The 25,638-nt window shown below is 65.7% G+C and carries 29 protein-coding genes and 1 riboswitch; of the genes, 13 read left to right on the top strand and 16 right to left on the bottom strand.

The genetic code is table 11. From position 1 onward, the window contains the following. Positions 1–249: 249 nt before the first annotated feature. A riboswitch (FMN riboswitch) is annotated at positions 250–391 on the top strand. A gap of 79 nt (positions 392–470) precedes the next feature. After that, a complete protein-coding gene (ribB, locus tag HU729_RS17230) occupies positions 471–1,121 on the top strand; it encodes a 3,4-dihydroxy-2-butanone-4-phosphate synthase (RefSeq protein ID WP_186669198.1) in 651 nt (216 codons plus the stop codon). Between the two features lie 50 nt (positions 1,122–1,171). On the opposite strand, the gene HU729_RS17225 is transcribed toward ribB, so the two are convergent. The 3 genes from HU729_RS17225 to HU729_RS17215 are packed head-to-tail and all read right to left on the bottom strand — an operon-like array spanning position 1,172 to position 4,866. Beyond that, positions 1,172–2,362: an SGNH/GDSL hydrolase family protein gene (locus HU729_RS17225; protein ID WP_186711053.1), complete on the bottom strand. Its 1,191-nt coding sequence runs from the start codon at positions 2,360–2,362 to the stop codon at positions 1,172–1,174. Position 2,363: 1 nt separating this feature from the next. Continuing rightward, positions 2,364–3,476: an SGNH family hydrolase gene (locus tag HU729_RS17220; protein ID WP_238348392.1), complete on the bottom strand. Its 1,113-nt coding sequence runs from the start codon at positions 3,474–3,476 to the stop codon at positions 2,364–2,366. Then, positions 3,463–4,866: an MBOAT family O-acyltransferase gene (locus tag HU729_RS17215; RefSeq protein ID WP_186711052.1), complete on the bottom strand. Its 1,404-nt coding sequence runs from the start codon at positions 4,864–4,866 to the stop codon at positions 3,463–3,465. Before HU729_RS17215 ends, HU729_RS17220 begins: the two co-directional genes overlap by 14 nt. Positions 4,867–5,123: 257 nt before the next feature. On the opposite strand from HU729_RS17215, the gene HU729_RS17210 reads away from it, so the two are divergent. From HU729_RS17210 to HU729_RS17195, 4 genes are all read left to right on the top strand, one after another. Beyond that, positions 5,124–5,366 carry an exodeoxyribonuclease VII small subunit gene (locus tag HU729_RS17210; protein ID WP_186669195.1) on the top strand — a complete coding sequence of 81 codons (243 nt, stop codon included), beginning with the start codon at positions 5,124–5,126 and terminating at the stop codon, positions 5,364–5,366. Beyond that, a complete protein-coding gene (gene ispA, locus HU729_RS17205; protein ID WP_186669194.1) occupies positions 5,363–6,250 on the top strand; it encodes a (2E,6E)-farnesyl diphosphate synthase in 888 nt (295 codons plus the stop codon). Before HU729_RS17210 ends, ispA begins: the two co-directional genes overlap by 4 nt. Before the next feature lie 129 nt (positions 6,251–6,379). Then, positions 6,380–8,275, top strand: a complete 1,896-nt coding sequence (gene dxs, locus HU729_RS17200; protein WP_186669193.1) for a 1-deoxy-D-xylulose-5-phosphate synthase — start codon at positions 6,380–6,382, stop codon at positions 8,273–8,275. A gap of 104 nt (positions 8,276–8,379) precedes the next feature. Further along, positions 8,380–10,251 (top strand): TonB-dependent receptor, encoded by a 1,872-nt coding sequence (locus HU729_RS17195; RefSeq protein ID WP_186711051.1) that lies wholly within the window; start codon positions 8,380–8,382, stop codon positions 10,249–10,251. Here the strand turns inward: HU729_RS17195 and HU729_RS17190 are convergent. The 12 genes from HU729_RS17190 to nrdR all read right to left on the bottom strand — a co-directional run bounded on the left by HU729_RS17190 (position 10,229) and on the right by nrdR (position 18,931). After that, the gene (locus tag HU729_RS17190; RefSeq protein ID WP_186711050.1) at positions 10,229–11,038 is read right to left on the bottom strand and encodes a cobalamin-binding protein; all 810 of its coding nucleotides are present in this window, start codon (positions 11,036–11,038) and stop codon (positions 10,229–10,231) included. The genes HU729_RS17195 and HU729_RS17190 overlap by 23 nt on opposite strands. After that, positions 11,038–11,457: a nuclear fragile X mental retardation-interacting protein 1 gene (locus HU729_RS17185; RefSeq protein ID WP_186669188.1), complete on the bottom strand. Its 420-nt coding sequence runs from the start codon at positions 11,455–11,457 to the stop codon at positions 11,038–11,040. The genes HU729_RS17190 and HU729_RS17185 overlap by 1 nt, the downstream gene beginning before the upstream one ends. Beyond that, positions 11,454–12,071, bottom strand: coding sequence for a GTP cyclohydrolase II (ribA, locus tag HU729_RS17180; RefSeq protein WP_186669186.1), 618 nt, complete (start codon positions 12,069–12,071; stop codon positions 11,454–11,456). The genes HU729_RS17185 and ribA overlap by 4 nt, the downstream gene beginning before the upstream one ends. Positions 12,072–12,202: 131 nt before the next feature. After that, positions 12,203–12,946, bottom strand: a complete 744-nt coding sequence (locus HU729_RS17175; protein ID WP_186711049.1) for a transporter substrate-binding domain-containing protein — start codon at positions 12,944–12,946, stop codon at positions 12,203–12,205. 16 nt (positions 12,947–12,962) lie between these two features. Beyond that, positions 12,963–13,466, bottom strand: a complete 504-nt coding sequence (locus tag HU729_RS17170) for a phosphatidylglycerophosphatase A (protein WP_054893602.1) — start codon at positions 13,464–13,466, stop codon at positions 12,963–12,965. Continuing rightward, the gene (gene thiL / locus HU729_RS17165) at positions 13,463–14,431 is read right to left on the bottom strand and encodes a thiamine-phosphate kinase (RefSeq protein WP_186711048.1); all 969 of its coding nucleotides are present in this window, start codon (positions 14,429–14,431) and stop codon (positions 13,463–13,465) included. The genes HU729_RS17170 and thiL overlap by 4 nt, the downstream gene beginning before the upstream one ends. 18 nt (positions 14,432–14,449) lie before the next feature. Further along, positions 14,450–14,950: a transcription antitermination factor NusB gene (gene nusB / locus HU729_RS17160; protein WP_186669181.1), complete on the bottom strand. Its 501-nt coding sequence runs from the start codon at positions 14,948–14,950 to the stop codon at positions 14,450–14,452. After that, positions 14,947–15,423: a 6,7-dimethyl-8-ribityllumazine synthase gene (gene ribE / locus HU729_RS17155; RefSeq protein WP_186669179.1), complete on the bottom strand. Its 477-nt coding sequence runs from the start codon at positions 15,421–15,423 to the stop codon at positions 14,947–14,949. Before ribE ends, nusB begins: the two co-directional genes overlap by 4 nt. Before the next feature lie 92 nt (positions 15,424–15,515). After that, positions 15,516–16,607: a bifunctional 3,4-dihydroxy-2-butanone-4-phosphate synthase/GTP cyclohydrolase II gene (gene ribBA / locus HU729_RS17150; protein ID WP_186669178.1), complete on the bottom strand. Its 1,092-nt coding sequence runs from the start codon at positions 16,605–16,607 to the stop codon at positions 15,516–15,518. An 18-nt stretch (positions 16,608–16,625) separates the two neighbouring features. Further along, the gene (locus HU729_RS17145) at positions 16,626–17,291 is read right to left on the bottom strand and encodes a riboflavin synthase (RefSeq protein WP_054893597.1); all 666 of its coding nucleotides are present in this window, start codon (positions 17,289–17,291) and stop codon (positions 16,626–16,628) included. 42 nt (positions 17,292–17,333) lie between these two features. After that, positions 17,334–18,464 carry a bifunctional diaminohydroxyphosphoribosylaminopyrimidine deaminase/5-amino-6-(5-phosphoribosylamino)uracil reductase RibD gene (gene ribD / locus HU729_RS17140; protein WP_186669176.1) on the bottom strand — a complete coding sequence of 377 codons (1,131 nt, stop codon included), beginning with the start codon at positions 18,462–18,464 and terminating at the stop codon, positions 17,334–17,336. Between the two features lie 2 nt (positions 18,465–18,466). Continuing rightward, positions 18,467–18,931 carry a transcriptional regulator NrdR gene (nrdR, locus tag HU729_RS17135; RefSeq protein ID WP_186669174.1) on the bottom strand — a complete coding sequence of 155 codons (465 nt, stop codon included), beginning with the start codon at positions 18,929–18,931 and terminating at the stop codon, positions 18,467–18,469. Between the two features lie 105 nt (positions 18,932–19,036). Between nrdR and HU729_RS17130 the strand changes: the two genes are divergently transcribed. The 3 genes from HU729_RS17130 to trxA are packed head-to-tail and all read left to right on the top strand — an operon-like array spanning position 19,037 to position 21,077. Continuing rightward, entirely contained in the window at positions 19,037–19,489 is a 453-nt protein-coding gene (locus HU729_RS17130; protein WP_186711047.1) for a YbaY family lipoprotein, read from the top strand. A gap of 1 nt (position 19,490) precedes the next feature. Next, positions 19,491–20,150: a 50S ribosomal protein L11 methyltransferase gene (locus tag HU729_RS17125; protein ID WP_186669172.1), complete on the top strand. Its 660-nt coding sequence runs from the start codon at positions 19,491–19,493 to the stop codon at positions 20,148–20,150. Positions 20,151–20,189: 39 nt separating this feature from the next. Beyond that, entirely contained in the window at positions 20,190–21,077 is an 888-nt protein-coding gene (gene trxA / locus HU729_RS17120) for a thioredoxin (protein ID WP_186711046.1), read from the top strand. Between the two features lie 61 nt (positions 21,078–21,138). Here the strand turns inward: trxA and HU729_RS17115 are convergent, their stop codons facing one another. Then, positions 21,139–21,486: a hypothetical protein gene (locus tag HU729_RS17115; RefSeq protein ID WP_186711045.1), complete on the bottom strand. Its 348-nt coding sequence runs from the start codon at positions 21,484–21,486 to the stop codon at positions 21,139–21,141. Between the two features lie 133 nt (positions 21,487–21,619). On the opposite strand from HU729_RS17115, the gene HU729_RS17110 reads away from it, so the two are divergent. The 5 genes from HU729_RS17110 to HU729_RS17090 all read left to right on the top strand — a co-directional run bounded on the left by HU729_RS17110 (position 21,620) and on the right by HU729_RS17090 (position 25,565). Further along, complete coding sequence (locus HU729_RS17110) at positions 21,620–22,219, top strand: DUF2796 domain-containing protein (RefSeq protein ID WP_125930890.1); 600 nt, start codon at positions 21,620–21,622, stop codon at positions 22,217–22,219. Further along, complete coding sequence (locus tag HU729_RS17105) at positions 22,220–22,930, top strand: ATP-binding cassette domain-containing protein (RefSeq protein ID WP_054893590.1); 711 nt, start codon at positions 22,220–22,222, stop codon at positions 22,928–22,930. Further along, positions 22,930–24,195, top strand: a complete 1,266-nt coding sequence (locus HU729_RS17100; RefSeq protein WP_186669169.1) for an ABC transporter permease — start codon at positions 22,930–22,932, stop codon at positions 24,193–24,195. Before HU729_RS17105 ends, HU729_RS17100 begins: the two co-directional genes overlap by 1 nt. A 9-nt stretch (positions 24,196–24,204) precedes the next feature. Then, positions 24,205–24,771: a DUF3299 domain-containing protein gene (locus HU729_RS17095; RefSeq protein ID WP_186669168.1), complete on the top strand. Its 567-nt coding sequence runs from the start codon at positions 24,205–24,207 to the stop codon at positions 24,769–24,771. 110 nt (positions 24,772–24,881) lie between these two features. After that, positions 24,882–25,565 carry an OmpW family outer membrane protein gene (locus HU729_RS17090; RefSeq protein WP_186669167.1) on the top strand — a complete coding sequence of 228 codons (684 nt, stop codon included), beginning with the start codon at positions 24,882–24,884 and terminating at the stop codon, positions 25,563–25,565. The last annotated feature ends 73 nt before the right edge of the window (positions 25,566–25,638 follow it).

Raw genomic sequence — 25,638 nt, 5'->3', positions numbered from 1 at the left:
AGGAGCGGGCTTGTCCCGCGATCGGGCGCGCAGCGGCCGTAAAACCAGGCCCCGAGGTTTTTCAGGAAAAGATAGTCGCTTGGATTGCGGCCGCTTCGCGCCCGATCGCGGGACAAGCCCGCTCCCACAGGGGATTGGGCAGGCCTCAGATTTTTTGAGCAAGACAGTTGCTCCTACAAGGATTAAGGGCAAGGCGGGCATCGACTTAAGCAGGGCTTGCCAGCAAACGGTCGGTTTGCGGTATGCTCCGCCGGTCTTCAGGGCGGGGTGAAAGTCCCCACCGGCGGTAAATCGAAAGATGAGCCCGCGAGCGCCCCGGCCATGCCGGGGGTCAGCAGATCTGGTGAGACTCCAGAGCCGACGGTCATAGTCCGGATGAAAGAAGGCGCAAGCGCGGGGCCATCGGGCGCCCTTGCGCGCGCATTTTGTTCGCCCCGAGACGTTCATCGATCATTCACGAGGAGCGTTTCATGTCCACCTTGCACCACTCGAAATTCCCCAACGTCACCGCCGCCATCGCCGCCTTCCAGGCCGGGCGCCCCGTACTGCTGCTCGACGACGACGATCGCGAGGACGAAGCCGATATCGTCGCCGCAGCCGAGAACCTGTCGCTGCAGACCATGGCCATGATGATCCGCGATTGCAGCGGCATCGTCTGCCTGTGCCTGGATGAAGCCACGGTCGATGCCCTGCAGCTCGCACCCATGGTGCAGAACAACCAGGCCCGCCACGGCACCGGCTTCACCGTCACCATCGAGGCGGCCGAGGGCGTGAGCACCGGCGTGTCGGCCCAGGACCGGATCACCACCATCGAGGCCGCACTGCGCTCGACCGCCGAGCAGCGTCATATCGTCAGCCCTGGCCATGTGTTCCCGTTGCGTGCGCGTGATGGTGGCGTGCTGACCCGCCGCGGCCATACCGAAGGCTCGGTGGACCTGGCGCGCCTGGCCGGGTTGCGGCCAGCGGCGGTGCTGTGCGAGCTGATGAACCCCGACGGCAGCATGGCCCGGGGCGAGCAGGTGGCGGTGTATGCGCGCCAGTACAACCTGCCGGTGGTGACCATCGAGGAGCTGGCACGCTATCGCCAAGCGATGCTCGAACTTGAGGCGCAGCCCGCCTGACCTGCAGCGCGGCCCCTGCAGGAGCCGCGCTGTATCTGTGGGGGCGGCGCTCAGCGCAGCCCCAACTGCCCCTTGAGGTAGGCGTACAACATCGCCGCACTCTTGCGATAACCATCGGCGGTCAGGTGCACCAGGTCAGGCCGCCCCAGCCCGCTGGCCTGCCAGGCGGCGATCGAGCACGGCCCGCCCATCTCTGCCTGCCAATCCCAGAACAGCGCCTTGTACTTCTGCGCCGCCTGGCGCTGGATGCGGATCACGCTCGCCAGCGGCTGCGGCTGGCGCGCCGCGCAACTGGCGGCCTTGCGCTGCTTGATCGAATCGGGCGGCCCGACCAGCAGGATGGCCGCCTTAGGCATTTCCTGGCGCAAGCGGGCCAGGGTGGCGTCCAGCTGCGACTGGTACAGCGCCAGGTCGAGCTTGTCATCGAAGGCTTCGTTGGTGCCGTAGGCGAGGATCACCAGGTCAGGCCGCAACGCCTTGAGCGTGCCCTGCCAACCCGCTTGCCACTTGTCCACCACCTCCAGCCGTGCACCGTTGATACCCAACGATGAATAGGTGACTCCGGCGTTCTTCTGCCCCTGGATATACCAGCCGCCCAGCGCCACGCCCTGGGCGCCTTCCACGCTCAGTTGCAACGGCAGCCCAAGATTGATGAAGGCCGGGCTGAAGCGCCACTCACCATTGGTAGCCGGCAACATGCGGCGCTGGCTGCCATTGGCCACCAGCGTGCTGCTGCGCGTTGCCTGGTACAGCGCCGAGATCCGGTAGCGTTGTTCGTCGGGGTCGCGGGCCTGGATCTTCACGCCAGGGCGATCGACCACCGGCAGCGACAGGTAGCCACCCAACGGAAACTGGCTGCTCTGCTGGTTGCGCGCAGAAACCAGCTCCCACTGGCGCCGTTCGCTGGTGACGATGACCCGGTCGTTGCGAATTCCCGGCACCGGCGAAGCCGGCACCAGGCCAATGCCACCGTCGCCATAGCGGGCCTGCAGCAGCTTGCGCAGCTCACCGCTGAACAGGTCGGCAGCGGTGTGCGAATCACCCAGCTGAACGATGGAAATGGGCGCACGGCCGGCGTTGCGGAGCTTGCCGGCAAGCAGCGCGAGGTTGCCGTCGTCGCGCCCCTTGGCGACAACGGCGGGCTTGGCCGCAGGCTGGGGTGGCGCGCTGGCGCCGGTGCTGCACGCGGGCAAGGCGCTGATCAGCAGCGCCACGCCCAGCAGGTGATGCCATAGGCGCATCTCAATGTCCTGTTGCAGTCAGGACCGGGAAGCTGATCAGTGACAGTACCTGCGCGGCGATCATCTTCTGGCCCGTGATGGTGAAATGAATGCCGTCGTCGACCCGGACCTTGACCCGCTTGCCCTCCGGCGTCTGCACCGTATACGAGAACTGCTCGTCGGGATAGCCGAGAATCGGGTTGGCCGAGACGTAGTGCTGGCCGAATTGCGCGGTGCGCTCCTGATAAAGGCCGCTGAGGTAGTTCATGGCCGTCGACAGCCGCGACTTCTCCATGTTCGGCGGGCCGACCCAGATCACCTGGACATTGTGCTCGCGGGCCTGCTCGAGGATCGCGTCGATGCGCTCACGGTAGGCCACTTCCCACTCCGGCGACTTGAAGCGCAGGAACGGCTTGCCCTTGCCCTGGGGCATGTCCCACGGGTCGTTAGGGCCGAGGAACACCACCATCAGGCGGATCTTCGGCGCGCTGGCGAGGGTGTCGGCCACGGTCTTCGGCCAGTTGAAGAAGCCCGGGTAGGCAAGCCCGGTGCTCTGCCGACTGAGGTTGATGGTATGGATCTGGTAGCGCTTGCGCAGGCTGTTGGCCAGGTGCGGGGCGACGCCCTGCATCAGCGAATCGCCCACCAGGAACACTTCATCGCCCGCCGCCAGGGACGCCAGGGTGCCCGGTGCGACCATCTGCGGCAGCGGCGGCTTCACGACCACGGGAGCCGCCGCTGGCACCTGCACCGGCGCGACAGGGTGCGCGGCAGTTGCGGCGACATGCACAGGCTTGGCAACAGGGGCCTGCAGATCGACACTCACCACCGGCATCGGCGCCGGCAGTTCGACCACAGGCGGCGCCTGCGCCACCGTGGCTTGCCTGCTCAGGCTGTCGAGGAAGCTGTCACGGCCCTGCTCCAGCGCAGCGGTCAGGCCCGCACCCAGGCGCCAGGCTGGCAATTGCCCCAGCACCGGCAGTTCGCAACTGTCGTGATACTTCTGCTGGCAATACAGGCTGATCGAGTCCTGGTTCAGCCAGAACAGAAGCCCTGTGGCGACCACCAGGGCATACAGCGTACGCGCCGCGCCCATCTGCACCTGGAACAGCTGGCGGATATCAGAAGCTTGCATAGATGAACCCCGGCACACCCGATTGCGACGCGAAGATCACCAGCGACACGAAGACCGCCAGTGGCAGTGGGTACAGTTGCCAGGGCAGGCGCTGGCTGGCAGAAAAGCCCTGGCGCAGGGTCGCCAGCCACTGTGGATACGTGGCGACGTACAGCACACAGGCCAGCAGCGCTACACCGGTGGCCGAGTCGAGCCCGGCCAGGCTGACCTGGGCGATATCGCCCAGCATCTCCCAGGCGCCATCCAGGGTTGGGCTGCGGAAGAAGATCCAGGCGAAGGCCACGTAGTGGAACGTCAGCAGGCGGGCCAGCAGCCCGCTGCCCGGCAGGCGCGCAAAGCCCGGCCACAACTGCTCGAACAGCTTGTACAGCGCCAGCCCCACTCCATGCAGCGCGCCCCAGAGAATGAAATTCAGGCTCGCGCCGTGCCACAGCCCGGAGATCAGCATGGCCAGCAGCATGTTCAGGTTGCCGCGCCACACCCCTTTGCGATTGCCGCCCAGGGGGATGTAGATGTAGTCACGAATGAAGCGCGACAGGCTGATGTGCCAGCGCCCCCAGAACTCCTTGAGATTGCGCGCGGCATAAGGCGCGTTGAAGTTGTCCGGCAGGCGAAAACCCAGCAGCAGGGCGATGCCGGTGACCAAGTTGGTGTAGCCGCTGAAGTTGAAATAGATCAGGAAGCTGTAGCCATAGACGCTGAGCAGCACCTGCTCGGGGGTGAAGCTGCCCGGGGTTTCGAACACCGGATCGACCCACTGGCTGCCCAGCCAGCCGCTGAGCAGGAACAGCTTGACCACCGCCAGTGCAATCAAGCCAAGCGCCCGTTGCGGCTCCAGTACTTCGCGCATGGCCTGCGGGCGGATCTGTGGCAGCAGGTGCGCCGCACGATTGACCGGACCTGCGATCAGGCTGGGGAAGAAGGCCAGGTACAGGGCCAGGTCCAGTGGCGGCGCCGAGGCCATCTCACCGCGGTTGATCGACACCAGGTAGCTGACCGAATGGAAGGCATAGAACGACAGGCCGATCGGCACCAGTAGCTCGAGCACCGGCAGCGACACCTCGAGCCCGGCAGCCGCGAATGCGCCCTGCACACTGGCGGCGAAGAACTCCTGGTACTTGAACAGGTAGAAACACCCCAACACCAGCGCCAGCAGCAGCACGCCATTGAACCAGCGCCCGGGCTGGCGCGCAGCCAGCAACCCCAGCAGGTACACCAGCACACTGTAGCCAAGCAGGATGTACAACGATTGCAGGCTGAAACTCGCCACCAGCCCGTAGCTGGCCGCAAGCAGCAACAGGTTCTGCAGGCGCAGGCTCCAGCAAAGGCTCCAGTAGACAATGAAGAAGAGCGTGAAACAGAGGCCGAATTCGATCGAAAGGAAGCTCACAACGTAGTCCGTTACGTGACGTCGAGAAGGGGGGATTGCCGGAGGCCATCAAGATGCCCAGGCCAGAGCGGGCGGGATTATGGCAGAGCCCCAGTGGGGTCACAATCCGACCACGTCTCAAATTGCAATAAGAAAACTCTCGCACAAATGCAACAAAATACTACCAAGGAATGCCTTTCCGGGAGGCACCGCAATTTGCTCCCCCCGCCCCGCTCTGCTAGTGTCGCGCCGTTAAAAACGCCACCGAGACAGTCGCCATGGCCCGCAAGAAAACCTCCATCGATTTCGAACAATCCCTCGCCGACCTGCAAGCCCTGGTCGAGCGCCTGGAGACCGGCGAACTGTCGCTGGAAGAGTCGCTGGCAGCGTTCGAGCAGGGCATTGCCCTGACCCGCGACTGCCAGGGCGCACTGGCCCAGGCCGAACAGAAAGTGCAGATCCTCCTGGAGCGAGACGGCGAACTGGCCGCCCAGCCCTTCGATGCGGAACCGGACGCATGATCAGCACCTATCAGGCCCAGTGCCAGGCACGCGTCGACGCGGCCCTCGAACCGCTGTTCGTGGCGCCGTCCAAGGAGCTCGAACGGCTCTACGCGGCGATGCGCTACAGCGTGATGAACGGCGGCAAGCGCGTGCGCCCGCTGCTCGCCTACGCGGCCTGCGAAGCCTTCGGCGTTGCGCCCGAGCAGGCCAACGGCGCGGCCTGCGCAGTGGAGTTGATCCATGCCTACTCACTGGTGCATGACGACCTGCCGGCCATGGACGACGACGACCTGCGCCGCGGCCAGCCGACCACCCACAAGGCGTTCGACGAAGCCTGCGCCATTCTCGCTGGCGACGGCCTGCAGAGCCTGGCCTTCAGCGCCCTGCTCGATACCCGCCTGAGCCCGCAGACCGATGCCATTCGCCTGGCCATGGTCCAGGCCCTGGCCAAGGCCGCTGGCCCCGCCGGCATGGTCGGCGGCCAGGCCATCGACCTCGGTTCGGTCGGCCTGAAGCTCGACCAGAACGCACTGGAATACATGCACCGACACAAGACCGGCGCGTTGATCGAGGCCAGCGTGCGCCTCGGCGCCCTGGCCAGCGGCCGTGCCGAGCCCACCCAGTTGGATGCCTTGCAGACTTATGCACAGGCCATCGGTCTGGCCTTCCAGGTGCAGGACGACATCCTCGACGTCGAAAGCGATACCGCCACCCTGGGCAAGCGCCAGGGCGCCGACATCGCCCGCGACAAACCGACCTACCCGGCGCTGCTCGGCCTGGAGGCCGCCAAGGGCTATGCGATCGAACTGCGCGACCAGGCGCTGGTCGCACTTGAAGGGTTCGGTGAAAGCGCCGAGCCGCTGCGGGCGTTGGCGCGCTATATCGTCGAGCGCCGCCATTAAGGGGCTGCAGCTGGGCTTTTCGCGGGCGAGCCCGCTCCTACAACAGCAGCCGCCACCCGCGCGTGAATGGGCAGCTTTTCCCACAATGGGGTAAACTGCCGCGTCTTCAAACCTATAACGACTCGCCTGATGCCCACGACGTTTCAAGAGATCCCCCGCGAACGCCCGGTCACGCCTCTGCTGGACCGCGCCGACACGCCAGCCGGCCTGCGCCGGCTGGCCGAAGCCGACCTGGAGAGCCTGGCCGACGAACTGCGCCAGGAGCTGCTCTATACCGTGGGCCAGACCGGCGGGCACTTCGGCGCAGGCCTGGGCGTCATCGAGCTGACGATTGCCCTGCACTACGTCTTCGACACCCCGGACGATCGCCTGGTGTGGGACGTAGGCCACCAGGCCTACCCGCACAAGATCCTCACCGGCCGGCGCAACCGCATGCTCAGCCTGCGCCAGAAAGACGGCATCGCCGCCTTCCCGCGCCGTAGCGAAAGTGAATACGACACCTTCGGCGTCGGCCACTCCAGCACCTCGATCAGCGCCGCCCTGGGCATGGCCATTGCCGCCCGTCTGCAGAACAACCCGCGCAAGTCGATCGCGGTGATCGGCGACGGCGCGCTGACCGCCGGCATGGCCTTCGAAGCGTTGAACCACGCCCAGGAAGTCGATGCCGACATGCTGGTGATCCTCAACGACAACGACATGTCGATTTCGCGCAACGTCGGCGGGCTGTCCAACTACCTGGCCAAGATCCTCTCCAGCCGCACCTACGCGAGCATGCGCGAAGGCAGCAAGAAAGTGCTGTCGCGCCTGCCCGGCGCCTGGGAGATCGCCCGCCGCACCGAAGAATATGCCAAGGGCATGCTGGTGCCCGGCACGCTTTTCGAGGAACTGGGCTGGAACTACATCGGCCCGATCGATGGGCATGACCTGCCGACGCTGATCGCCACCCTGCGCAACATGCGCGACCTCAAGGGCCCGCAGTTCCTGCACGTGGTCACCAAGAAAGGCAAGGGTTTCGCCCCCGCCGAAGTCGACCCGATCGGCTACCACGCCATCACCAAGCTCGAGCCCGCCGACAAGCCCGCCGCGCCGAAAAAGCCCAGCGGGCCGAAGTATTCCGCAGTGTTCGGCCAATGGCTGTGCGACATGGCCGCCGCCGACAACCGCCTGGTGGGCATCACCCCGGCGATGAAGGAAGGTTCGGACCTGGTCGCCTTCAGCGAGCGCTTCCCGGAGCGCTATTTCGACGTGGCGATCGCCGAGCAGCACGCCGTCACCTTCGCAGCCGGCATGGCCTGCGAAGGCGCCAAGCCGGTAGTGGCGATCTACTCGACCTTCCTGCAGCGCGCCTATGACCAACTGATCCACGACGTGGCGGTACAGGACCTCGACGTACTGTTCGCCATCGACCGCGCCGGCTTGGTCGGCGAGGACGGCCCGACCCACGCGGGTAGCTTCGACCTCTCGTACCTGCGCTGCATCCCGGGCATGTTGGTGATGACCCCGAGCGACGAGAACGAGCTGCGCAAGATGCTCAGCACCGGGCACCTGTACAAAGGCCCGGCCGCCGTGCGCTACCCGCGTGGCACCGGCCCCAACGCGCCGATCGACGGCGACCTGGAGCCGCTGGAAATCGGCAAGGGCGTGATCCGCCGCCAGGGTTCGAAAGTCGCGCTGCTGGTGTTCGGCGTGCAACTGACCGAAGCGCTGCAGGTGGCCGAGCAGATCGACGCCACGGTGGTCGACATGCGCTTCGTCAAGCCGCTCGACGAGGCGCTTGTACTGGAGATGGCCGGCAACCATGAGCTGCTGGTGACCATCGAGGAAAACGCCATCATGGGCGGCGCCGGCGCTGCGGTCAGCGAGTTCCTGGCGCGTGAGGCGGTGGTCAAGCCACTGCTGCACCTGGGCTTGCCGGATATCTATGTCGAGCATGCCAAGCCTGCGCAGATGCTGGCCGAGTGCGGGCTGGATGCTGCTGGCATCGAGGCCTCGGTGAAAGCCCGCATGGCCAAGCTCGGCCTGTAAGGCCATTTCGCGGGCAAGCCCGCTCCCACAGGGATTGCACAGTATTCGAGTACTGTAGAAACCCTGTGGGAGCGGGCTCGCCCGCGAATGCTATTGTACTGCCCATGAAAATCCTGACCTTTGCACCGCTGCTCTGCCTCCCCCTGCCCTTGCTGGCCGCCGAACGCGACAACGCCCTGAAGCTCCCCGACGTGCTGATCAGCGCCAACCGCGAAGTCGAATCGCGCAGCGCCACCAGCGCCGCCAACACGGTCTTCACCCGCGCCGACATCGACCGTCTGCAACCCTCCAGCGTCACCGACCTGCTGACCCGCGTGCCCGGCGTGCAAGTCGCCGCCACCGGTGGCCGCGGCAGCCTGCCCGGGATTTTCATCCGCGGCACCAAGGCCGCGCAGAGCCTGGTGCTGGTCGATGGCGTGCGCATCGCCAACGCCACCTCCGGCGACAGCGGCCTGCAGTTTCTCGACGTCGATCAGATAGAGCGCGTCGAAGTGCTGCGCGGCTCGCGCTCTGCGGTCTACGGCAGCGACGCCATCGGCGGGGTGATCCAGATCTTCACCCGACGCGCCAGCGGCCCCGGCCTGCAACCGCGGCTGCGCCTGGCGGCCGGCAGCAACCAGACCTTCCAGCGCAGCCTGGGGCTGTCCGGTGGTGATGGCCAGACACGCTTCAACCTCGGCGCCAGCCTCGACGAAACCGCAGGCATCGATTCGACCGGGCCGTCCTTCGCCAGCGATGGCGATCACGACGCCTACCGCAACAAGTCTTTCAACCTGAGCCTGAGCCATACCTTCGGTGAGCGCTTCGAGGCCGGGGTGAACCTGCTCGACAGCCGGGGGCGCAGCGAATACGACAACCCCTTCGGCCGATTCGACCCAGTCAGCTTCGAAAGCTTCGGCCAGAAGCCCTACACCGACTTCACCGTCAGCAGCCTGGGCACCTACCTCGACGCCCAGCTCAGCGACCTCTGGCACTCGCGCGTGGAGATCGGCCACAGCGAGAATCGCGACCGCAAGCGCGACAAGCTCAGCGACGATGGCAGCGTGTTCAACACCTATCGCGACCAGATCACTTGGCAGAACGACCTCGCCCTTGATGCACGGAACAACCTCTCGCTGGGCGCCGACTGGTACCAGGACCGGGTGCACGGCAGCACCGACTTCGCCGAGGACAGCCGTTACAACCGTGCAGCCTTCATCCAGCATCGCTATAGCGGCGAAAGCTTCTCAACCGAACTGGGCATGCGGCGCGACCAGAACCAGCAGTTCGGCGGCCAGACCACCTGGAGCGCCAGCCTGACCCTGCCGTTGAACACCTACAACGACCTGCTGCTGTCGTACAGCGAAGGGTTTCGCGCGCCCACCTTCAACGACCTGTACTACCCGCAGTACAGCAACCCAGACCTCGACCCCGAACGTTCCAGGAGCTATGAGCTGCAATGGCGCAGCCAGTTGAGCGCCAGCAGCCGCCTGGAAACCTCGCTGTACCGCACCGACCTGCGCGATGCGATCATCTTCGGCGAGGGCTCGATCCCGCGGAACGTTGCCTCGGCGCGGATCAACGGCATGGAGGTCGCGCTTAGCCAGGATTGGGGCCCCTGGCGCAGCCAGCTCGGCCTGGCACTGATCGATCCACGCGACCGTGACACCGGCCATACCCTGGCTCGCCGCGCCCGCCGGACCTTGAGCCTGGACCTGGACCGACAGTTCGAGCGCTTCAGTGCAGGCGCGAGCTGGCAAGCGATCAGCAGCAGCTATGACGACGAGGCCAACCGCAACAGGCTCGGCGGTTACGCACTGCTGGGCCTGCGCGGTAGCTGGGCGGCAAGCGATGCGCTGAAGTTCGAGGTCAAGGTGGATAACCTGCTGGACAAAGGCTACAGCCGCGCGCTCTACAACTATGACGGCAATGACTATGGCTACCGCGAAGAAGGCCGCACCTGGCTGCTGAGCCTTACCTGGACACCGGCGCTCTAGACGCCAGCAGCGCACAAAGGCGCGCCGTCGCTTCGATCATCTGCCCGCTGGGGCGCTCCAGGCCCTTGTCGGGCACCACCAGCAAGTGTCCGCCGGCAACGGCACTGAGCTGTGGCCAGGCCTTCCAACCGGCCAACTGCGTAGCGTCGCCGGCCAGGATCACATCAGGGTCACGCGCCAGCACAGACTCGACGCTCACCTGCGGCGCAGGCTGTTCGAGATCGGCAAAGACGTTGCGCGCACCGCAGACCGCCAGTGCGTCACTCACCACCTGACGGCCGCCCAAGGTGTACAGCGGCGAGTCCCAGACCTGATAGAACACCTTGAGCGGCTGCTCGCGGCGATAGCGCTCGCGCAGGTCGGCCAGGCGCTCGCGCAACCTGTCAGCGTAGCGCTGCCCCTGCTCGGCACGCCCCAGGCGCATGGCGATGGCCTGGATCTGCTCGATCAGTTGCGCCAGGTCGTGGGGCTCGCTGCTGAACGTGGCAATCCCCAACTGACGCAACTGGTCGCGCTGGGCCGGGGGCACGCTGCCGGGCCAGAGCAGCAGCAGGTCGGGCTTGAGCGCCAGCAGGTGCTCCATGTCCAGTTGCCCGTAGCGCCCGACCGATGGCAGATTTTTCAGACGCTGCGGCCGCTCGCCGCTGTCGAGCACGCCCACCAGCAGATCGTCCGCCTCAAGCTCCAGGACGATCTCGGTCATCGACGGCCCGAGACTGACTACACGCGGCCCAGCCTCGGCAAATGCACCGATCGACAGCAGCACGGCAACGAAAAAGGCGCGCATCAGCCCAGTTGGCGCGGGATGCGATAGAGGTAGAGCAGCATCACGGTAGACAACGCCAACAACACCTGAGGCACCGCCTCCAGCCCCACCAGCACCGAGAGTGCGGCGATCCAGGCCGGGAAGCAGGCGTAGGTCATGGCCAGGCGACGAACCCGCGCCAGTTCGATCCAGGCAGCGGGTTCTTCGGGGGTGTCGAGTACCTTGGAGGTGCCGATCAGCGCCCGTTTGTAGGCACCGAAGCGCGGCAAGCTGAGAAACAGGGTCGCGGCGCCGGCGATGAACAGCGGCATTGCCAGCACCGGGATCAGTGCCTGACCACCGCCAAAGGCCCAGGCCATGACCGGCAGCGGCACCAGGCCGACCGCCAGGTATTGCCACCAGGCCAGCGCCAGACGCCGCTTCACCTGGCCACGGGTCACGCCTGGGGCGCCTCGCCCTGGTGACGGTTGCCCATCATGTGACCGAGCTTGTCGGCCTTGGTGGCCAGGTACAGGCGGTTGTGCGGGTTGTGGCCGGTGTGCAGCGGCACGCGCTCGGCAACCACAATGCTCATGTCGGTCAGGGCTTTGACCTTGCGTGGGTTGTTGGTCATCAGGCGCAGCGACTTGACGCCGAGGTGCTCGAGCATCGGCAAGCACATGGCGTAGTCACGCTGGTCGGCAGCAAAGCCCAGGCGCTCGTTGGCCTCGACGGTATCGGCACCGCCATCCTGCAGTTCATAGGCGCGAATCTTGTTCAACAAGCCGATGCCTCGACCTTCCTGACGCAGGTACAGCAGCACGCCACGGCCTTCACGGGCGATGGCCTGCAGCGCGGCTTCCAGTTGCGAACCGCAGTCGCAACGCTGGCTGAACAGCGCGTCGCCGGTCAGGCATTCGGAGTGCAGACGCCCGAGCACCGGTTCACCGTCGGCGATATCACCCAGGCTGAGCACCACATGCTCGCGGCCGCTGGCTTCGTCGAGAAAGCCATGCATGGTGAATGTCGCAAAAGGCGTTGGGAGTTTGGAGGCGGCAACAAAGACGACGGGCACGTTGTGCTCCTGATAAGTAGGAAATTTCAATGGGCCAGATTGTATCAGCAGCCCAGCGGGCATGCGCAGGCTGAATCTCGCCGCTTAAGATCGAAAAGTTCGATGCATAGGCCTGCCAGACGCGCACTCGATCAGTGCGGCTGGCTGTCGGACGCGAACGGGTACGGCTGCTTCCAGTGCTCGAAGATGGCCTTGAGTTCGCCGCTACGCACCAGCTTCGCCATGCGCTGGTCGAACAGGTCGCGCAAGGCCTTGCCTTGATCGCTGCGGGTAAAGGCCAGGTACAGCGGTAATTCAGCGATGTGGGTGCGGCGGAAGTCCTGCGGCTTGCTGGCCTGATGCAGCACGTAGTCCACTTCCGTTTCGGCATCGATGTAGAAATCCACCCGGTCATGCTCAAGCATCGGCAGGATGCCTTCGCGACGCTGGATCTCGCGGAATTCATGCACATTCGGCAGATATCTGTCGTAGCCATAGCCACGTACCCAGGCTAGGCGATACTGGCCGACGCTGTTCAGTGCCGGGACTGGCTTGCTGGCCAGGCCGAGGGCATAGATATGATCCAGGTCGAAGTGCCAGCGCGGGTAGAGGTTGTCTTCGTTCTCTTCCTTGTACGAACCCACCCAGGCGTCGGCCTCGCCGCGCTTGACCAGCCCGACTGCACGGCTGTAAGGCGCGCTCGTTACCTCGACCTTCACCCCGGCCGGCTCGAACACCTTGCGCAGCACGTCCCAGGCAACGCCAGTGCCGTCGGCGTTGGTGTAGTCGATCCATTCCTCGCTAACCAGTCGCACCTGCTTCGGCAACTCAACGGCCCCGGCACTCCAGGGCAGGAAAACCAGCATCAGCGCCAGCAGCACAGTCCGTATGGCCATCGACCCGCTCCCTGTATCAGGCTACCGCCCAAACCAGCACTTGCATGCCTAGCCAGGCAAAAACGCCAGCCAGGATATCGTCGAGCATGATGCCGACACCGCCGTGCACATGGCGGTCGATCCAGCGGATCGGCCAGGGCTTGAGGATGTCGAAGAAGCGGAACATCAGGAACCCTGCGAGCAGCCACTGCCAACCCTCGGGCACCAGCCACAAGGTGATCCACATGCCGACCATCTCGTCCCAGACGATGCCTTCATGATCGTGCACGCGCAAGTCGTTCGCCACCTTGCCGCACAGCCAGAAGCCGAACAGCATGGTGATCCCCAGCAGCAGCCAGTAGCCCCAGTCCGGCAGCATCTGCCACAGCGGAATGAACGGCAGCGCCACCAGCGAGCCCCAGGTGCCCGGCGCCTTGGGCAGGGTGCCGGAGCCGAAGCCGAACGCGATGAAGTGCCACGGATTGCGCCAGACCGAAGGCGGAACGAACTCCGCAGGCACCTGATTGGGGTGGTCGGTCACGGTGTCTCCCTGAAATGTTGATAGCCCCGTTGCGTCGGGGTGATGTCACGACCCTGGCGATCACGCAGGGTGACGCCCTGCCCGTCCAGGACGCGGCCGATGACATGGACATGGATGAACCCCGGCAGCTGCAATGCCTGGTGTTGCGCGGCCGGGATGGTGAAGGCCAGCACATAGTCGTCGCCGCCGGTGAGCGCCGCGTGCACGGCAGCGTCACGCCCGAGGAAGGCCTCCAGTTCGGTAGATACCGGAACCTGGTGCTGGTTCACTTCGAGGGCGACGCCCGAGGCCCGGGCGATATGACCGCAGTCGGCAAGCAGGCCGTCGGAAACGTCCAGCGCCGCCGTGGCATGGCCACGCAGCAGCTCGCCCAAGGTGAGCTGCGGCATCGGCGACCAGTACTGCGCAAGCAGCGCCTGGGCCTGTTCGGCCGGCGCCTGGCGCTCGCCCAGCACCAGCGGCAAGGCCCCTGCGGCGCTACCCAGGTTGCCGCCCACACACAGCAGATCACCCGGCCTGGCACCATCGCGGCGCAAGGCCTGCCCGGCCGGAACCCGGCCAAACACGGTGACGGTGATGCTCAGGGGGCCGCGCGTAGTGTCGCCGCCGATCAGGCTCATGCGACAGCGGTGGGCCATGCGCCCCAGGCCTTCGGCGTAGGCTTGCAGCCAATCCGCGGTGACCTCGGGCAAGGTCAGGGCCAGGGTGAAGCCGATGGCGGTCGCGCCCATGGCCGCCAGGTCGCTCGCGGCCACAGCCAACGAGCGCTGGCCGAGCAGCGAGGGGTCGCAGACCGCCGGAAAATGCACACCTGCGACCAGCGTATCGGTGGAGACCGCCAGTTGCTCGCCAGCCGGCAGCTCCAGCAGGGCGCAATCGTCGCCGATCCCCAGGGCCACGCCCTCGCCGCCCTGCGCACAAGGCGCGGCAGCGAAGAAGCGGCGGATCAGTTCGAACTCACCCATGGCTCGTCAGCGCCGGGATCAGCGCTTGTTGGCCTTGACTTCGGCTTCGCGCAGGTTGGGCGCGAGCTTGTCGAGCACACCGTTGACGAACTTGTGGCCGTCGGTGGCACCGAAGACCTTGGCCAGTTCCACACCTTCGTTGATCACCACGCGGTACGGTACGTCGACGCGCTTGATGAACTCCCAGGTGGACAGACGCAGCACGGCCAGCTCGACCGGGTCGAGCTCATCCAGTGCCAGGTCCAGGCAAGGCTTGAGTGCGCTGTCGATTTCGCCCTTGATTGCCGGAACCCCGTGGAGGATTTCGCGGAAGTAGGCACCATCGACATCGGAGAAATCGTTATCGACCCGGAACTGAGCCTCGATCTCGTTCAGCGAATGCTGCGCCATGTGCCACTGGTAGAGCGCTTGCGTGGCGAGCTTGCGGGCTTCGCGACGCTTGGCGCTCTTGGAGGGCTTGCCGGCATCCGCAGGTTTTGGATCGCGCGGGTTGAAACGATCGCTGTCGTCGCTAATCACTTGGCCTCCAACTGCGCCAGCAGGCTGACCATTTCCAGGGCGGACAGGGCAGCTTCGGCACCTTTGTTACCGGCTTTGGTGCCGGAACGCTCGATGGCTTGCTCGATGGAATCAACGGTCAGCACGCCGAAGGCGACCGGAACGCCGAACTCCATGGACACCTGGGCCAGGCCCTTGGTGCACTCGCCCGCCACGTATTCGAAGTGCGGGGTACCACCACGGATCACCGCACCCAGGGCGATGATCGCGCTGTAGTCACCTTGCTGGGCGACTTTCTGTGCCACCAGCGGGATCTCGAAAGCGCCCGGGGCACGGATGATGGTGATGTCGCTTTCGCTGACGCCATGGCGTACCAGGGCATCGACGGCACCGCTCACCAGGCTTTCGACGACGAAGCTGTTGAAGCGGCCAACCACCAAAGCATAGCGACCTTTGGGGGCGATGAAGGTACCTTCGATGGTCTTCAGGGTCATTCCGGTATTCTCATATTAAAGAGCGAGGCCGCACCGGGCGGCCTTCGGGAGGGTTCGGACACGAGCGCCAGGACAACGCTGGCGCACCTGTGTCACTCGGAGGGCACGTATTCTACAACTTCCAGATCGAATCCGGATATCGCGTTGAACTTCATCGGCGAGCTCATCAGGCGCATCTTGCGTACACCGAGGTCACGCAGGATCTGCGAACCGGCACCGACGGTGCTGTAGGTGCTCGGCACCTTGGCCTGCACGTCGCCTGCGCTTTCACGGATATGCGCCAGCAGCACGTCGCCGTCCAGCGGGTGGCCCAGCAGCAGCACCACGCCGCTGCCGGCCTCGGCCACGGTGGTCATGGCCGCGCGCAGGCTCCAGCGCCCTGGCTGCTTAACCATCAGCAGGTCGCGCAGCGGGTCCATGTTGTGCACACGCACCAGGGTCGGCTCTTCGGCGCAGATCTTGCCCAGCGTCAGCGCCATGTGCACGTCGCCTTCCACCGAGTCACGGTAGGTGACCAGATTGAACTGGCCCAGCTCGCTTTCGATCGGCTGTTCGGAGACGCGCTGCACGGTGCGCTCATGGATCATGCGGTAGTGGATGAGGTCGGCGATGGTGCCGATCTTGAGATTGTGCTGGGCGGCGAACACTTCCAGCTCGGCGCGACGCGACATGGTGCCGTCGTCGTTCATCACTTCGCAGATGACGCCACTGGGCTCGAAACCGGCCATGCGCGCCAGGTCGCAGGCCGCTTCGGTGTGCCCGGCGCGGGCCAGGGTACCGCCTGGCTGGGCCATCAGCGGGAAGATGTGGCCTGGGCTGACGATGTCCTCGGCCTTGGCGTCCTTCGCGGCGGCAGCCTGCACGGTGCGGGCGCGGTCGGCGGCGGAGATGCCGGTGGTGACACCCTCGGCGGCCTCGATCGACACGGTGAACTTGGTGCCGAAGCCGGAGCCGTTGCGCGGCGCCATCAGCGGCAGCTTGAGCGTCTCGCAGCGCTCACGGGTCATCGGCATGCAGATCAGGCCACGGGCGTGCTTGGCCATGAAGTTGATGTGCTCGGGCAGGCAGCACTCGGCTGCCATGATGATGTCGCCTTCGTTTTCGCGGTCTTCGTCATCCATGAGGATGACCATTTTGCCCTGGCGGATGTCTTCGACCAGTTCTTCGATGCTGTTGAGCGCCACGCGGCACCCCCTTCTCAATCAGGATTTCAAGAAGCCGTTGGCGGCCAGGAAGCTTTCGGTGATGCCACTGCCTTTGCTCGGCTCGGCGGCCTTGTCGCCCAGCAGCAGACGCTCCAGGTAACGGGCCAGCAGGTCGACCTCAAGGTTCACCCGACGACCTGCACGGTAATCGGCCATGATGGTTTCGGACAGGGTGTGCGGGACGATGGTCAGCTCGAACTCGGCGCCATCGACCTCATTGACCGTCAGGCTGGTGCCATCGACGGTGATCGAGCCCTTGTGGGCGATGTACTTGGCCAGCTCTTTCGGGGCGCGTACGCGGAACTGGATGGCGCGGGCGTTATCGCTGCGCGAGACGATTTCGCCGACACCGTCGACGTGACCGCTGACCAGGTGGCCGCCCAGGCGGGTGGTCGGGGTCAGGGCCTTTTCCAGGTTGACCCGGCTGCCGCTCTTGAGCTCGACCATGGCGGTACGCTTGAGGGTCTCGACGCTGACGTCGGCCCAGAAGCCATCGCCTGGCAGCTCCACGGCGGTCAGGCACACGCCGTTGACCGCGATACTGTCGCCGAGCTTGACGTCGCCCAGGTCGAGCTTGCCGGTCTCGACGTAGACGCGCACGTCACCACCCTTGGGGGTCATGCTGCGGATGGTGCCGATGGATTCGATGATGCCGGTGAACATGATGTTCTCCTCAGGTACGGGCTGCGCGAAGCAAGCCCGGCATTATACGCCGGGCGCGGGCAAGGGGATGGCTGTGACTCGCCAGTCATCGCCCACGGCGCGCATTTCGATGATTTTCAGCCGCGGCGCCTCGCTCATGTGCTCCAGCGGCCAGTCCAGCAGCGGGCGGGCCTGGGAGCCGAGGAAAGTGCCGGCGACGAACAACTGGTACTCGTCGATCAGGCCGTGGCGAGCGAAGGCGCCGACCAGCCCGGCGCCCGCTTCGAGCAGGACCTCGCTGGCACCGCGCTCGGCCAGCAGGCGCAGCAGCGCCGGCAAGTCGACCTGGCCATCGCTGCCGGGCAGCACCAGCAACTCATGGCCGGCGGCGGCGTAGCGCGGGTCGTGCGCGGCGGCGGTGACCACCAGCGCCGGACCGGCCTGGAAGAACGGGGCGTCCAGCGGCAGGCGCAGACGGCCATCGACCAGCACCCGCAGCGGCGGGCGCGACACGGCCAGTGCGGTCATTTCCTCGTCCAGGCCAAGCTCGGCGGCGCGCACGGTCATCCGCGCGTTGTCGGCCAGCACGCTCTGGGCACTGGTCAGCACCACGCTGGAGCGGGCGCGCAGGCGCTGTACCGCAGCACGCGCTGCGGGGCCGGTAATCCACTGGCTCTCGCCATTGGCCATGGCGGTACGCCCGTCCAGGCTCATCGCAAGCTTGGCCCGAACGAATGGCAGGCCATGCTCCATGCGCTTGAGAAAGCCCGGGTTGAGTGCGCGAGCTTCGGCCTCGAGCACACCACTGGCAACCTCGATACCGGCTTCGGCCAGCCGCCCCAGGCCGCGCCCGGCCACTTGCGGGTTCGGGTCCTGCATCGCCGCCACCACCCGCGCCACCCCTGCCTTGACCAGTGCTTCGGCACACGGTGGCGTGCGGCCATGGTGGCTGCACGGCTCGAGGGTGACGTAGGCGCAGGCGCCGCGCGCGCGCTCACCGGCCTGGCGCAGGGCATGCACTTCGGCATGCGGCTCGCCGGCACGCACGTGCCAGCCCTCACCGACCACTTCGCCGTCGCGAACGATCACGCAGCCCACGCGCGGGTTGGGGTGGGTGGTGTACAGGCCCTTGCGGGCCAGTTCCAGGGCACGGGCCATGTAATGGGCGTCAAGCAACGCGGTCTGGCTGGACATGCTTACTCTTTGGCTGGCTCACGGGCCAGGCGGTCGATTTCTTCACGGAATTCGTCGAGGTCCTGGAAGCGCCGGTACACCGAAGCGAAGCGGATGTAGGCGACTTCGTCGAGCTTGCGCAGCTCGGACATCACCAGCTCACCGACCACCAGCGACTTCACTTCGCGCTCGCCGGTCGCGCGCAGACGGCTCTTGATGTGCGCCAGCGCCGCTTCCAGGCGCTCGACGCTGACGGGGCGCTTTTCCAGCGCCCGCTGCATGCCGGCGCGCAGCTTGTCTTCGTCGAAGGGCTGGCGTGTGCCGTCCTGCTTGATCAGCCGGGGCAGGACCAGTTCGGCGGTCTCGAAGGTGGTGAAGCGCTCGCCGCAGGCGACGCACTCACGGCGACGACGGACCTGTTCGCCTTCGGCGACCAGTCGCGAATCGATGACCTTGGTGTCGTTGGCACCGCAAAAGGGACAGTGCATGGTGGCAGGCAACAAAAAAAGGGAGGGCCATGGTAGCGCATCCCACTGGCAAGACAAGCCAAAGGGGTTACCATCCAGAGAAATCTGCCTGTGAAGGATTACCCCATGCACCATCGAGCCCTCGTCGTCCTGTGCCTGGCCGGCCTGCTTGCCGCCTGCGGCAGCGACCGGCCGAAGACCGAACAGCCTGCGGCGTCCCCCGCGCCCAAGACGGTCAAGAAGAGCGACGAACCGGGCCCGCTGCCGGCCTACCAGCGCGAACTCAGCGGCACCCTGATGGAAATCCCCGCGGGCGCCGAAGTCGAGCTGGCACTGCTGGTGATCGACGAACGCGGCCGTCCCCAGCGCCTGCTGGCCAGCAGCGACCTGACCGGCACCGGCCAGGCCCTGCCCTATCACCTGCGTTTCAACCCCGAGGCCTTCCCGGCCGGTGCCCGAGTCGAGCTGCGCGGTCGCGCCAGCCGCTCCGGCCAACTGATCATGCACCTGCCGCCGCAGCGCATCGTCCAGGCCGAAACCCAGGCCACCGGCCCACTGCGTTTCGAGAAGGCGCCATAAGGTGACACCGCTACACCTGCAACAGGCCCTCAGCGGCCTGATTGGCGAGGCGCGCCTGGTCATCAGCGAACTGCCGGGCTGCGACCTCAAGCTGTGGCTGATCGACGCCGAGAACATGGACCGGGCATTCAGCCCCGACGAAACCCGGCGCATCCTCGACGAGCCACCCTACTGGAGCTTCTGCTGGGCCAGCGGGCTGGCCATGGCCCGCTACCTGGCCGTGCACCCCGAATGGGTACGTGACAAGCGTGTGCTGGACTTCGGCGCAGGTTCGGGCATCGCCGGCATCGCTGCAGCCCGCGCCGGTGCGCGGGAAGTGGTCGCCTGCGACCTCGACCCACTGGCCCTGGACGCATGCCGCGCCAACGCCGCGCTCAATGGCGTGACGCTGGGCTACAGCGAGGATTTTTTCGCCGAAGCCGACCGCTTCGACCTGATCCTCGTCGCCGACGTACTGTACGACCGCGCCAACCTGCCCTTGCTCGATGCCTTTCTCGGTCGGGGTCGCCAGGCACTGGTCGCCGATTCGCGGGTGCGTGACTTCAGCCACCCGCTCTATCGCCAGCTCGGCGTGCTCGACGCCCTGACCCTGCCAGACCTGGCCGAGCCGCACGAATTCCGCCGGGTCAGCCTGTACCACGCCAGCCGCGAGCCTTTATAGTGGTGCCATTCCGAATTTGCGAAAGCTGCGAGAGTTGCGATGAGCCAAGCTTCCTCTAACACCGCCACGCCCTACATCTTCGACGCCACCGATGCGAATTTTCAGCAGCTGGTGATCGATAACTCCTTCCACAAGCCCGTGCTGGTGGACTTCTGGGCCGAATGGTGCGCGCCCTGCAAGGCGCTGATGCCGCTGTTGGCGAAGATCGCCGAGGGCTACCAGGGCGAGCTGCTGCTGGCCAAGATCAACTGCGATGTCGAGCAGCAGGTGGTGGCCCAGTTCGGTATCCGCAGCCTGCCGACCGTGGTGCTGTTCAAGGATGGCCAGCCGGTCGACGGCTTTGCCGGTGCCCAGCCGGAGTCGGCCATCCGCGCCATGCTCGAACCTCATGTGCAGATGCCTGCCGCGCCGACCGCCTCGCCACTGGAGCAGGCCAAGGCACTGTTCGCCGAAAGCCGTTTCAGCGAAGCCGAAGCACTGCTGCAGGCCCTGCTCGGTGAAGACAACAGCAACGCCGAAGCGCTGATCTACTACGGCCGCTGCCTGGCCGAGCGCGGCGACCTGGACGCCGCGCAGCAGGTGCTGGACGCGGTCAAGAGCGATGAACACAAGGCCGCGCTGGCCGGTGCCAAGGCGCAGCTGACCTTCCTGCGCCAGGCCGCCAGCCTGCCGGAGGCCGCCGAGCTCAAGAGCCGCCTGGCGCAGAACCCGCAGGATGACGATGCGGCCTATCAGTTGTGCATCCAGCAACTGGCGCGCCAGCAGTACGAAGCCGCGCTGGACGGGCTGCTCAAGCTGTTCCAGCGCAATCGCGCCTACGAGAACGGCCTGCCGCAGAAGGCCATGCTGCAGGTGTTCGACCTGCTCGGCGGCGACCATCCGCTGGTGGGTGTGTACCGCCGCCGGTTGTCTTCGGCGATGTTCTAAGCCCCAAGGCGCAGCCACCTCCTGCAGGAGGTGGCCTCCAGCCACGCACCGCCCTCGGCAACTAGCCTACCCAGCGATATACCGGCGCATCCGCCCCGCTTTCCACCTTCACTTCACTGCTGTGGCGCAACCGCACCAGCAGCCGCTTGCCTGCCGCAACACTGCCGGCCAACCCTTCCAGCCGCTCGAGCAACTCAGGCCCACTGAGCGCCCCGGCCTGACGCAGCACCTCGCGCGCCGCCGACCACTGGCTATCGTCCTGCCGCGCTGGCGCAGTCACAGGCGTACTCGCCACCTCTACCACCGCAGGCGCCTCTTCGAGCCTGCGCCCAAGCTGAGCCCACTCCGCCGGGTCCAGTTCGATGGTCAGATCTACCGGCCAGTCGCCGATCTGTCCTCGGATTCTCACGCTGCCTTCCTTCAATCGCGGATCGATGACGTGCATGCTCCCACGACATGAAACCTGCGCCAAGCGTGTGGCATCGACCAGAAAAGTTGTTATAACATTACCAAATCTTTCCCGTCCGCTTCCGGAGTCGTCCATGCGCCGCCTGCTCCTCGCCTTGCCCTTCGCCCTGCTGCCACTGGCCGTTGCCCAGGCCCATGAAGATCACGATCACGACCACGATCATGCCCACGGCACCTTGCCTGCCCACGAGCACGGCGTCGCACGCCTGAACGTCGGCCTGGATGGCAATACCCTGGAGCTGGCGCTGGAGAGCCCGGCAATGAACCTGGTCGGCTTCGAGCACATGCCTGGCAGCGATGCCGACAAGGCCAAGGTCGAGGCTGTGCGCAAACAACTCGAACAGCCGCTCAAACTGTTCGGCCTGGCCAGCGCGGCCGGTTGCAAGGAAGACCAGCAGGAGCTGGAAAGCCCGCTGTTCGGTGACGAGCCATCGGCCAAGGACGACGACGGTGACGACGATCACGACCATGACCACGCGCATGAACACCAGCACAGCGAGATCCACGCGCACTACCAGCTGACCTGCGCAGCTCCGGCCAAGCTGACCCAGATCGACCTGTCGCCGCTGTACAAGGCGTACCCGCAAACCCAGAAGATCAATGTGCAGTTGGTCGGCCCGAACGGCCAGAAGGGCTTCGAAAGCACCCCGGCCAAGGCCGTGGTTGCGTTCTGAATGAGCCAGCCGCTGATCGAACTGCATGACCTGGTCTTCGCCTGGCCAGGTCAGCAGCCGTTGCTGAACATCCCCCAGTTCCGCCTGGAGGCCGGTGAGGCACTGTTCCTCAAAGGCCCCAGCGGCAGCGGCAAGACCACCCTGCTCGGCCTGCTGGGCGGGGTCAACCTGCCCGACCAGGGCGAAGTGCGGCTGCTCGGGCAGAACCTGGCCGAGCTGGGCCAGGGCGCTCGTGACCGTTTCCGCGTCGACCACACCGGCTACATCTTCCAGCAGTTCAACCTGCTGCCGTTTCTCTCCGTGCAGGAAAACGTCGAATTGCCCTGCCGATTTTCGCGCAGCCGCGCCGAACGCGCAGCGCAGCGCCATGGCAGCATCCACCAGGCGGCGGCGCAATTGCTTGCCCACCTGGGCCTGGGCGACCCCGACCTGCTCGCCCGACGCGCCGACACCCTGTCGATCGGCCAGCAGCAACGCGTCGCCGCTGCGCGCGCGCTGATCGGCCAGCCGGAACTGGTGATCGCCGACGAGCCGACCTCAGCGCTCGACGCCGACACCCGCGAGGTGTTCATCCGCCTGCTGTTCGACGAATGCCGCGCTGCAGGTTCCAGCCTGCTGTTCGTCAGCCATGACCAGAGCCTGGCGCCCCTGTTCGACCGCGACCTGTCGCTGGCCGAGCTCAACCGCGCCGCCAAGCCTCGGGAGGCCTGATGTACCTGCTCCGTCTAGCCCTGGCCAGCCTGGCCAACCGCCGTTTCACCGCGTTTCTCACCGCCTTCGCCATCGCCCTGTCGGTGTGCCTGCTGCTGGCCGTGGAGCGCGTGCGTACCGAAGCCCGCGCCAGCTTCGCCAACACCATCAGTGGCACCGACCTGATCGTCGGGGCGCGCTCGGGGTCGGTCAACCTGCTGCTGTACTCGGTGTTCCGTATCGGCAACGCCACCAACAACATCCGCTGGGACAGCTTCGAGCACTACGCCAAGGACCCGCGGGTCAAGTGGGCGATCCCGATCTCCCTGGGCGACTCGCACCGTGGCTACCGGGTGATGGGCACCAACAGCGATTACTTCACCCACTACCAGTACGGGCGCCAGCAGCACCTGCAGTTGAGCCAGGGCCGCCAGTTCGCCAACGACCCATTCGAAGTGGTACTGGGCGCCGAAGTGGCCGAAGCCCTGCACTACAAGCTCGGCGACACCCTGGTGCTGGCCCACGGCATCGCCACCATCAGCCTGGTCAAGCACGACGACAAACCCTTCACCGTGGTCGGCATCCTGCAGCGCACCGGCACGCCCGTGGACCGCACCCTGCACATCAGCCTGGCGGGGATGGAGGCCATCCACGTCGACTGGCAGAACGGCGTACCGGCTCGCGGCGCCGCACGCATCAGCGCCGACCAGGCGCGCACCATGGACCTGCGCCCCACGGCCATCACCGCCTTCATGCTGGGCCTGAACAGCAAGATCGCCACCTTCAGCGTGCAGCGCGAAATCAACGATTTTCGCAGTGAGCCGCTGCTGGCGATCCTGCCGGGCGTGGCACTGCAGGAGCTGTGGGGCATGATGGGCATCGCCGAGCAGGCGTTGTTCGTGGTGTCGCTGTTCGTGGTGCTGACCGGCTTGATCGGCATGCTCACGGCGATTCTCACCAGCCTCAACGAACGGCGACGCGAGATGGCCATCCTGCGTTCGGTGGGTGCGCGCCCCTGGCATATCGCCGGGCTGCTGGTGCTCGAAGCGCTGGCGTTGTCGGTCAGTGGTATCGTCGCCGGGCTGGGGTTGCTCTATGGAGGGATCGCCTTGGCCCAGGACGCGGTACAGTCCAACTACGGGCTGTTCCTGCCGCTGGCCTGGCCAAGCCCGCACGAATGGACCCTGCTGGCGATCATCCTCGGCGCGGCACTGCTGATGGGCAGTGTTCCGGCCTGGCGTGCCTACCGGCAGTCGCTGGCCGATGGCCTGTCGATCCACCTCTGAGAGTTTGTCATGTCGATCCCTGTGGGAGCGGGCTTGTCCGCGAAGAAAGCACTACAGATCCTCCTGCTGTTGCTGCTGGTGCTGATCATTCCGGCCTGGGCGGACGAGCCGCGCGAGCTGGACTGGCCGGCACTGATCCCCGAGGGCGCGCCCGTCATCCCCCCACAGCTCACCCCGCTGCATGACCTCTCGCAGATGGGCAACTCGCTGAGCGACGCGCTCGCTGCCGAGTCTGCTCCGGCAGCCCGCCAGCAGGCGCCCGACGCCCCAGTGGTGAAAGCGCTGGATGGCCAGCAGATCAAACTGCCCGGCTACATCGTGCCGCTGGAAGTGAGCGAAGAAGGCCGCACCACCGAGTTTCTCCTGGTGCCCTACTACGGCGCCTGCATCCACGTGCCGCCGCCGCCGTCCAACCAGATCGTGCACATCTTCAGCGAGATGGGCGTGCGCGTCGAAGACCTGTACCAGCCCTACTGGATCGAGGGACGCATGCAGGTCAAGAACACCAGTAGCGAGCTGGCCGACGCCGGATACCAGATGGAAGCCGAGAAAATCTACGCATATGAGCTGAAATGAGAACTGTGTCGCCCGTGTGAAGCCCGCTTCGTTGAGCTGAGTCAAACAATGTGTTTGGACGGCTCCTTACCATTGGACTACTCGATTACTCACGTCCTCTGGGAGCTTCCATGAACAAGACATTGCTCGGTGCCTCGCTCGTCGCGCTGGCACTCGCAGCCCCCGTTGCCCACGCCCACCAGGCGGGCGACTTCATCCTCCGTGCTGGCGCCATCACCACCGCGCCGAACGAAAGCAGCAGCGATCTCAAGCTCGACGGCGCCAAGGTCTCCGGCACCAAGGCCACCCTCGACAGCGACACCCAACTGGGCCTGGCCTTCGCCTACATGCTCACCGACCACATCGGTATCGAGCTGCTGGCCGCCACGCCGTTCAAGCACACCGTGGGCGTCAAGGGCCTGGGTGGTGGGCTCGACGGCAAGCTGGCCGACATCAAGCAACTGCCACCGACCCTGTCGCTGCAGTACTACCCGATGGAAGCCTCGTCGAAGTTCCAGCCCTACGCCGGTATCGGCATCAACTACACGCTGTTCTTCGATGAAGACCTCAGCAGCGCCCGCAAACAGCAGGGCTTCAGCAACATGAAGCTGCAGGACTCCATCGGCCTGGCTGGCCAGCTGGGCATGGACTACATGCTGACCGACAACCTGTTGGTCAACGCCGCAGTCTGGTACGTCGACATCGACACCAAAGCCACCATCGACGGCCCAAGCGCCTTGGGCGTGGGCAAGACCAAGGTCAGTGTCGATGTCGATCCATGGGTCTACATGGTAGGTATCGGCTACAAGTTCTGACACGCCGCTCCTGCACACCTGCAGGAGCAACTGTCCTGTTCAGAATCTAAAGGCCAGCCCAATCTCCCTGTGG

It is taken from the genome of Pseudomonas sp. RW10S2 (genome assembly GCF_014268985.1).
Taxonomy (GTDB): Bacteria; Pseudomonadota; Gammaproteobacteria; order Pseudomonadales; family Pseudomonadaceae; genus Aquipseudomonas; species Aquipseudomonas wayambapalatensis.
This window is presented reverse-complemented; position numbering and strand designations above follow the sequence as displayed.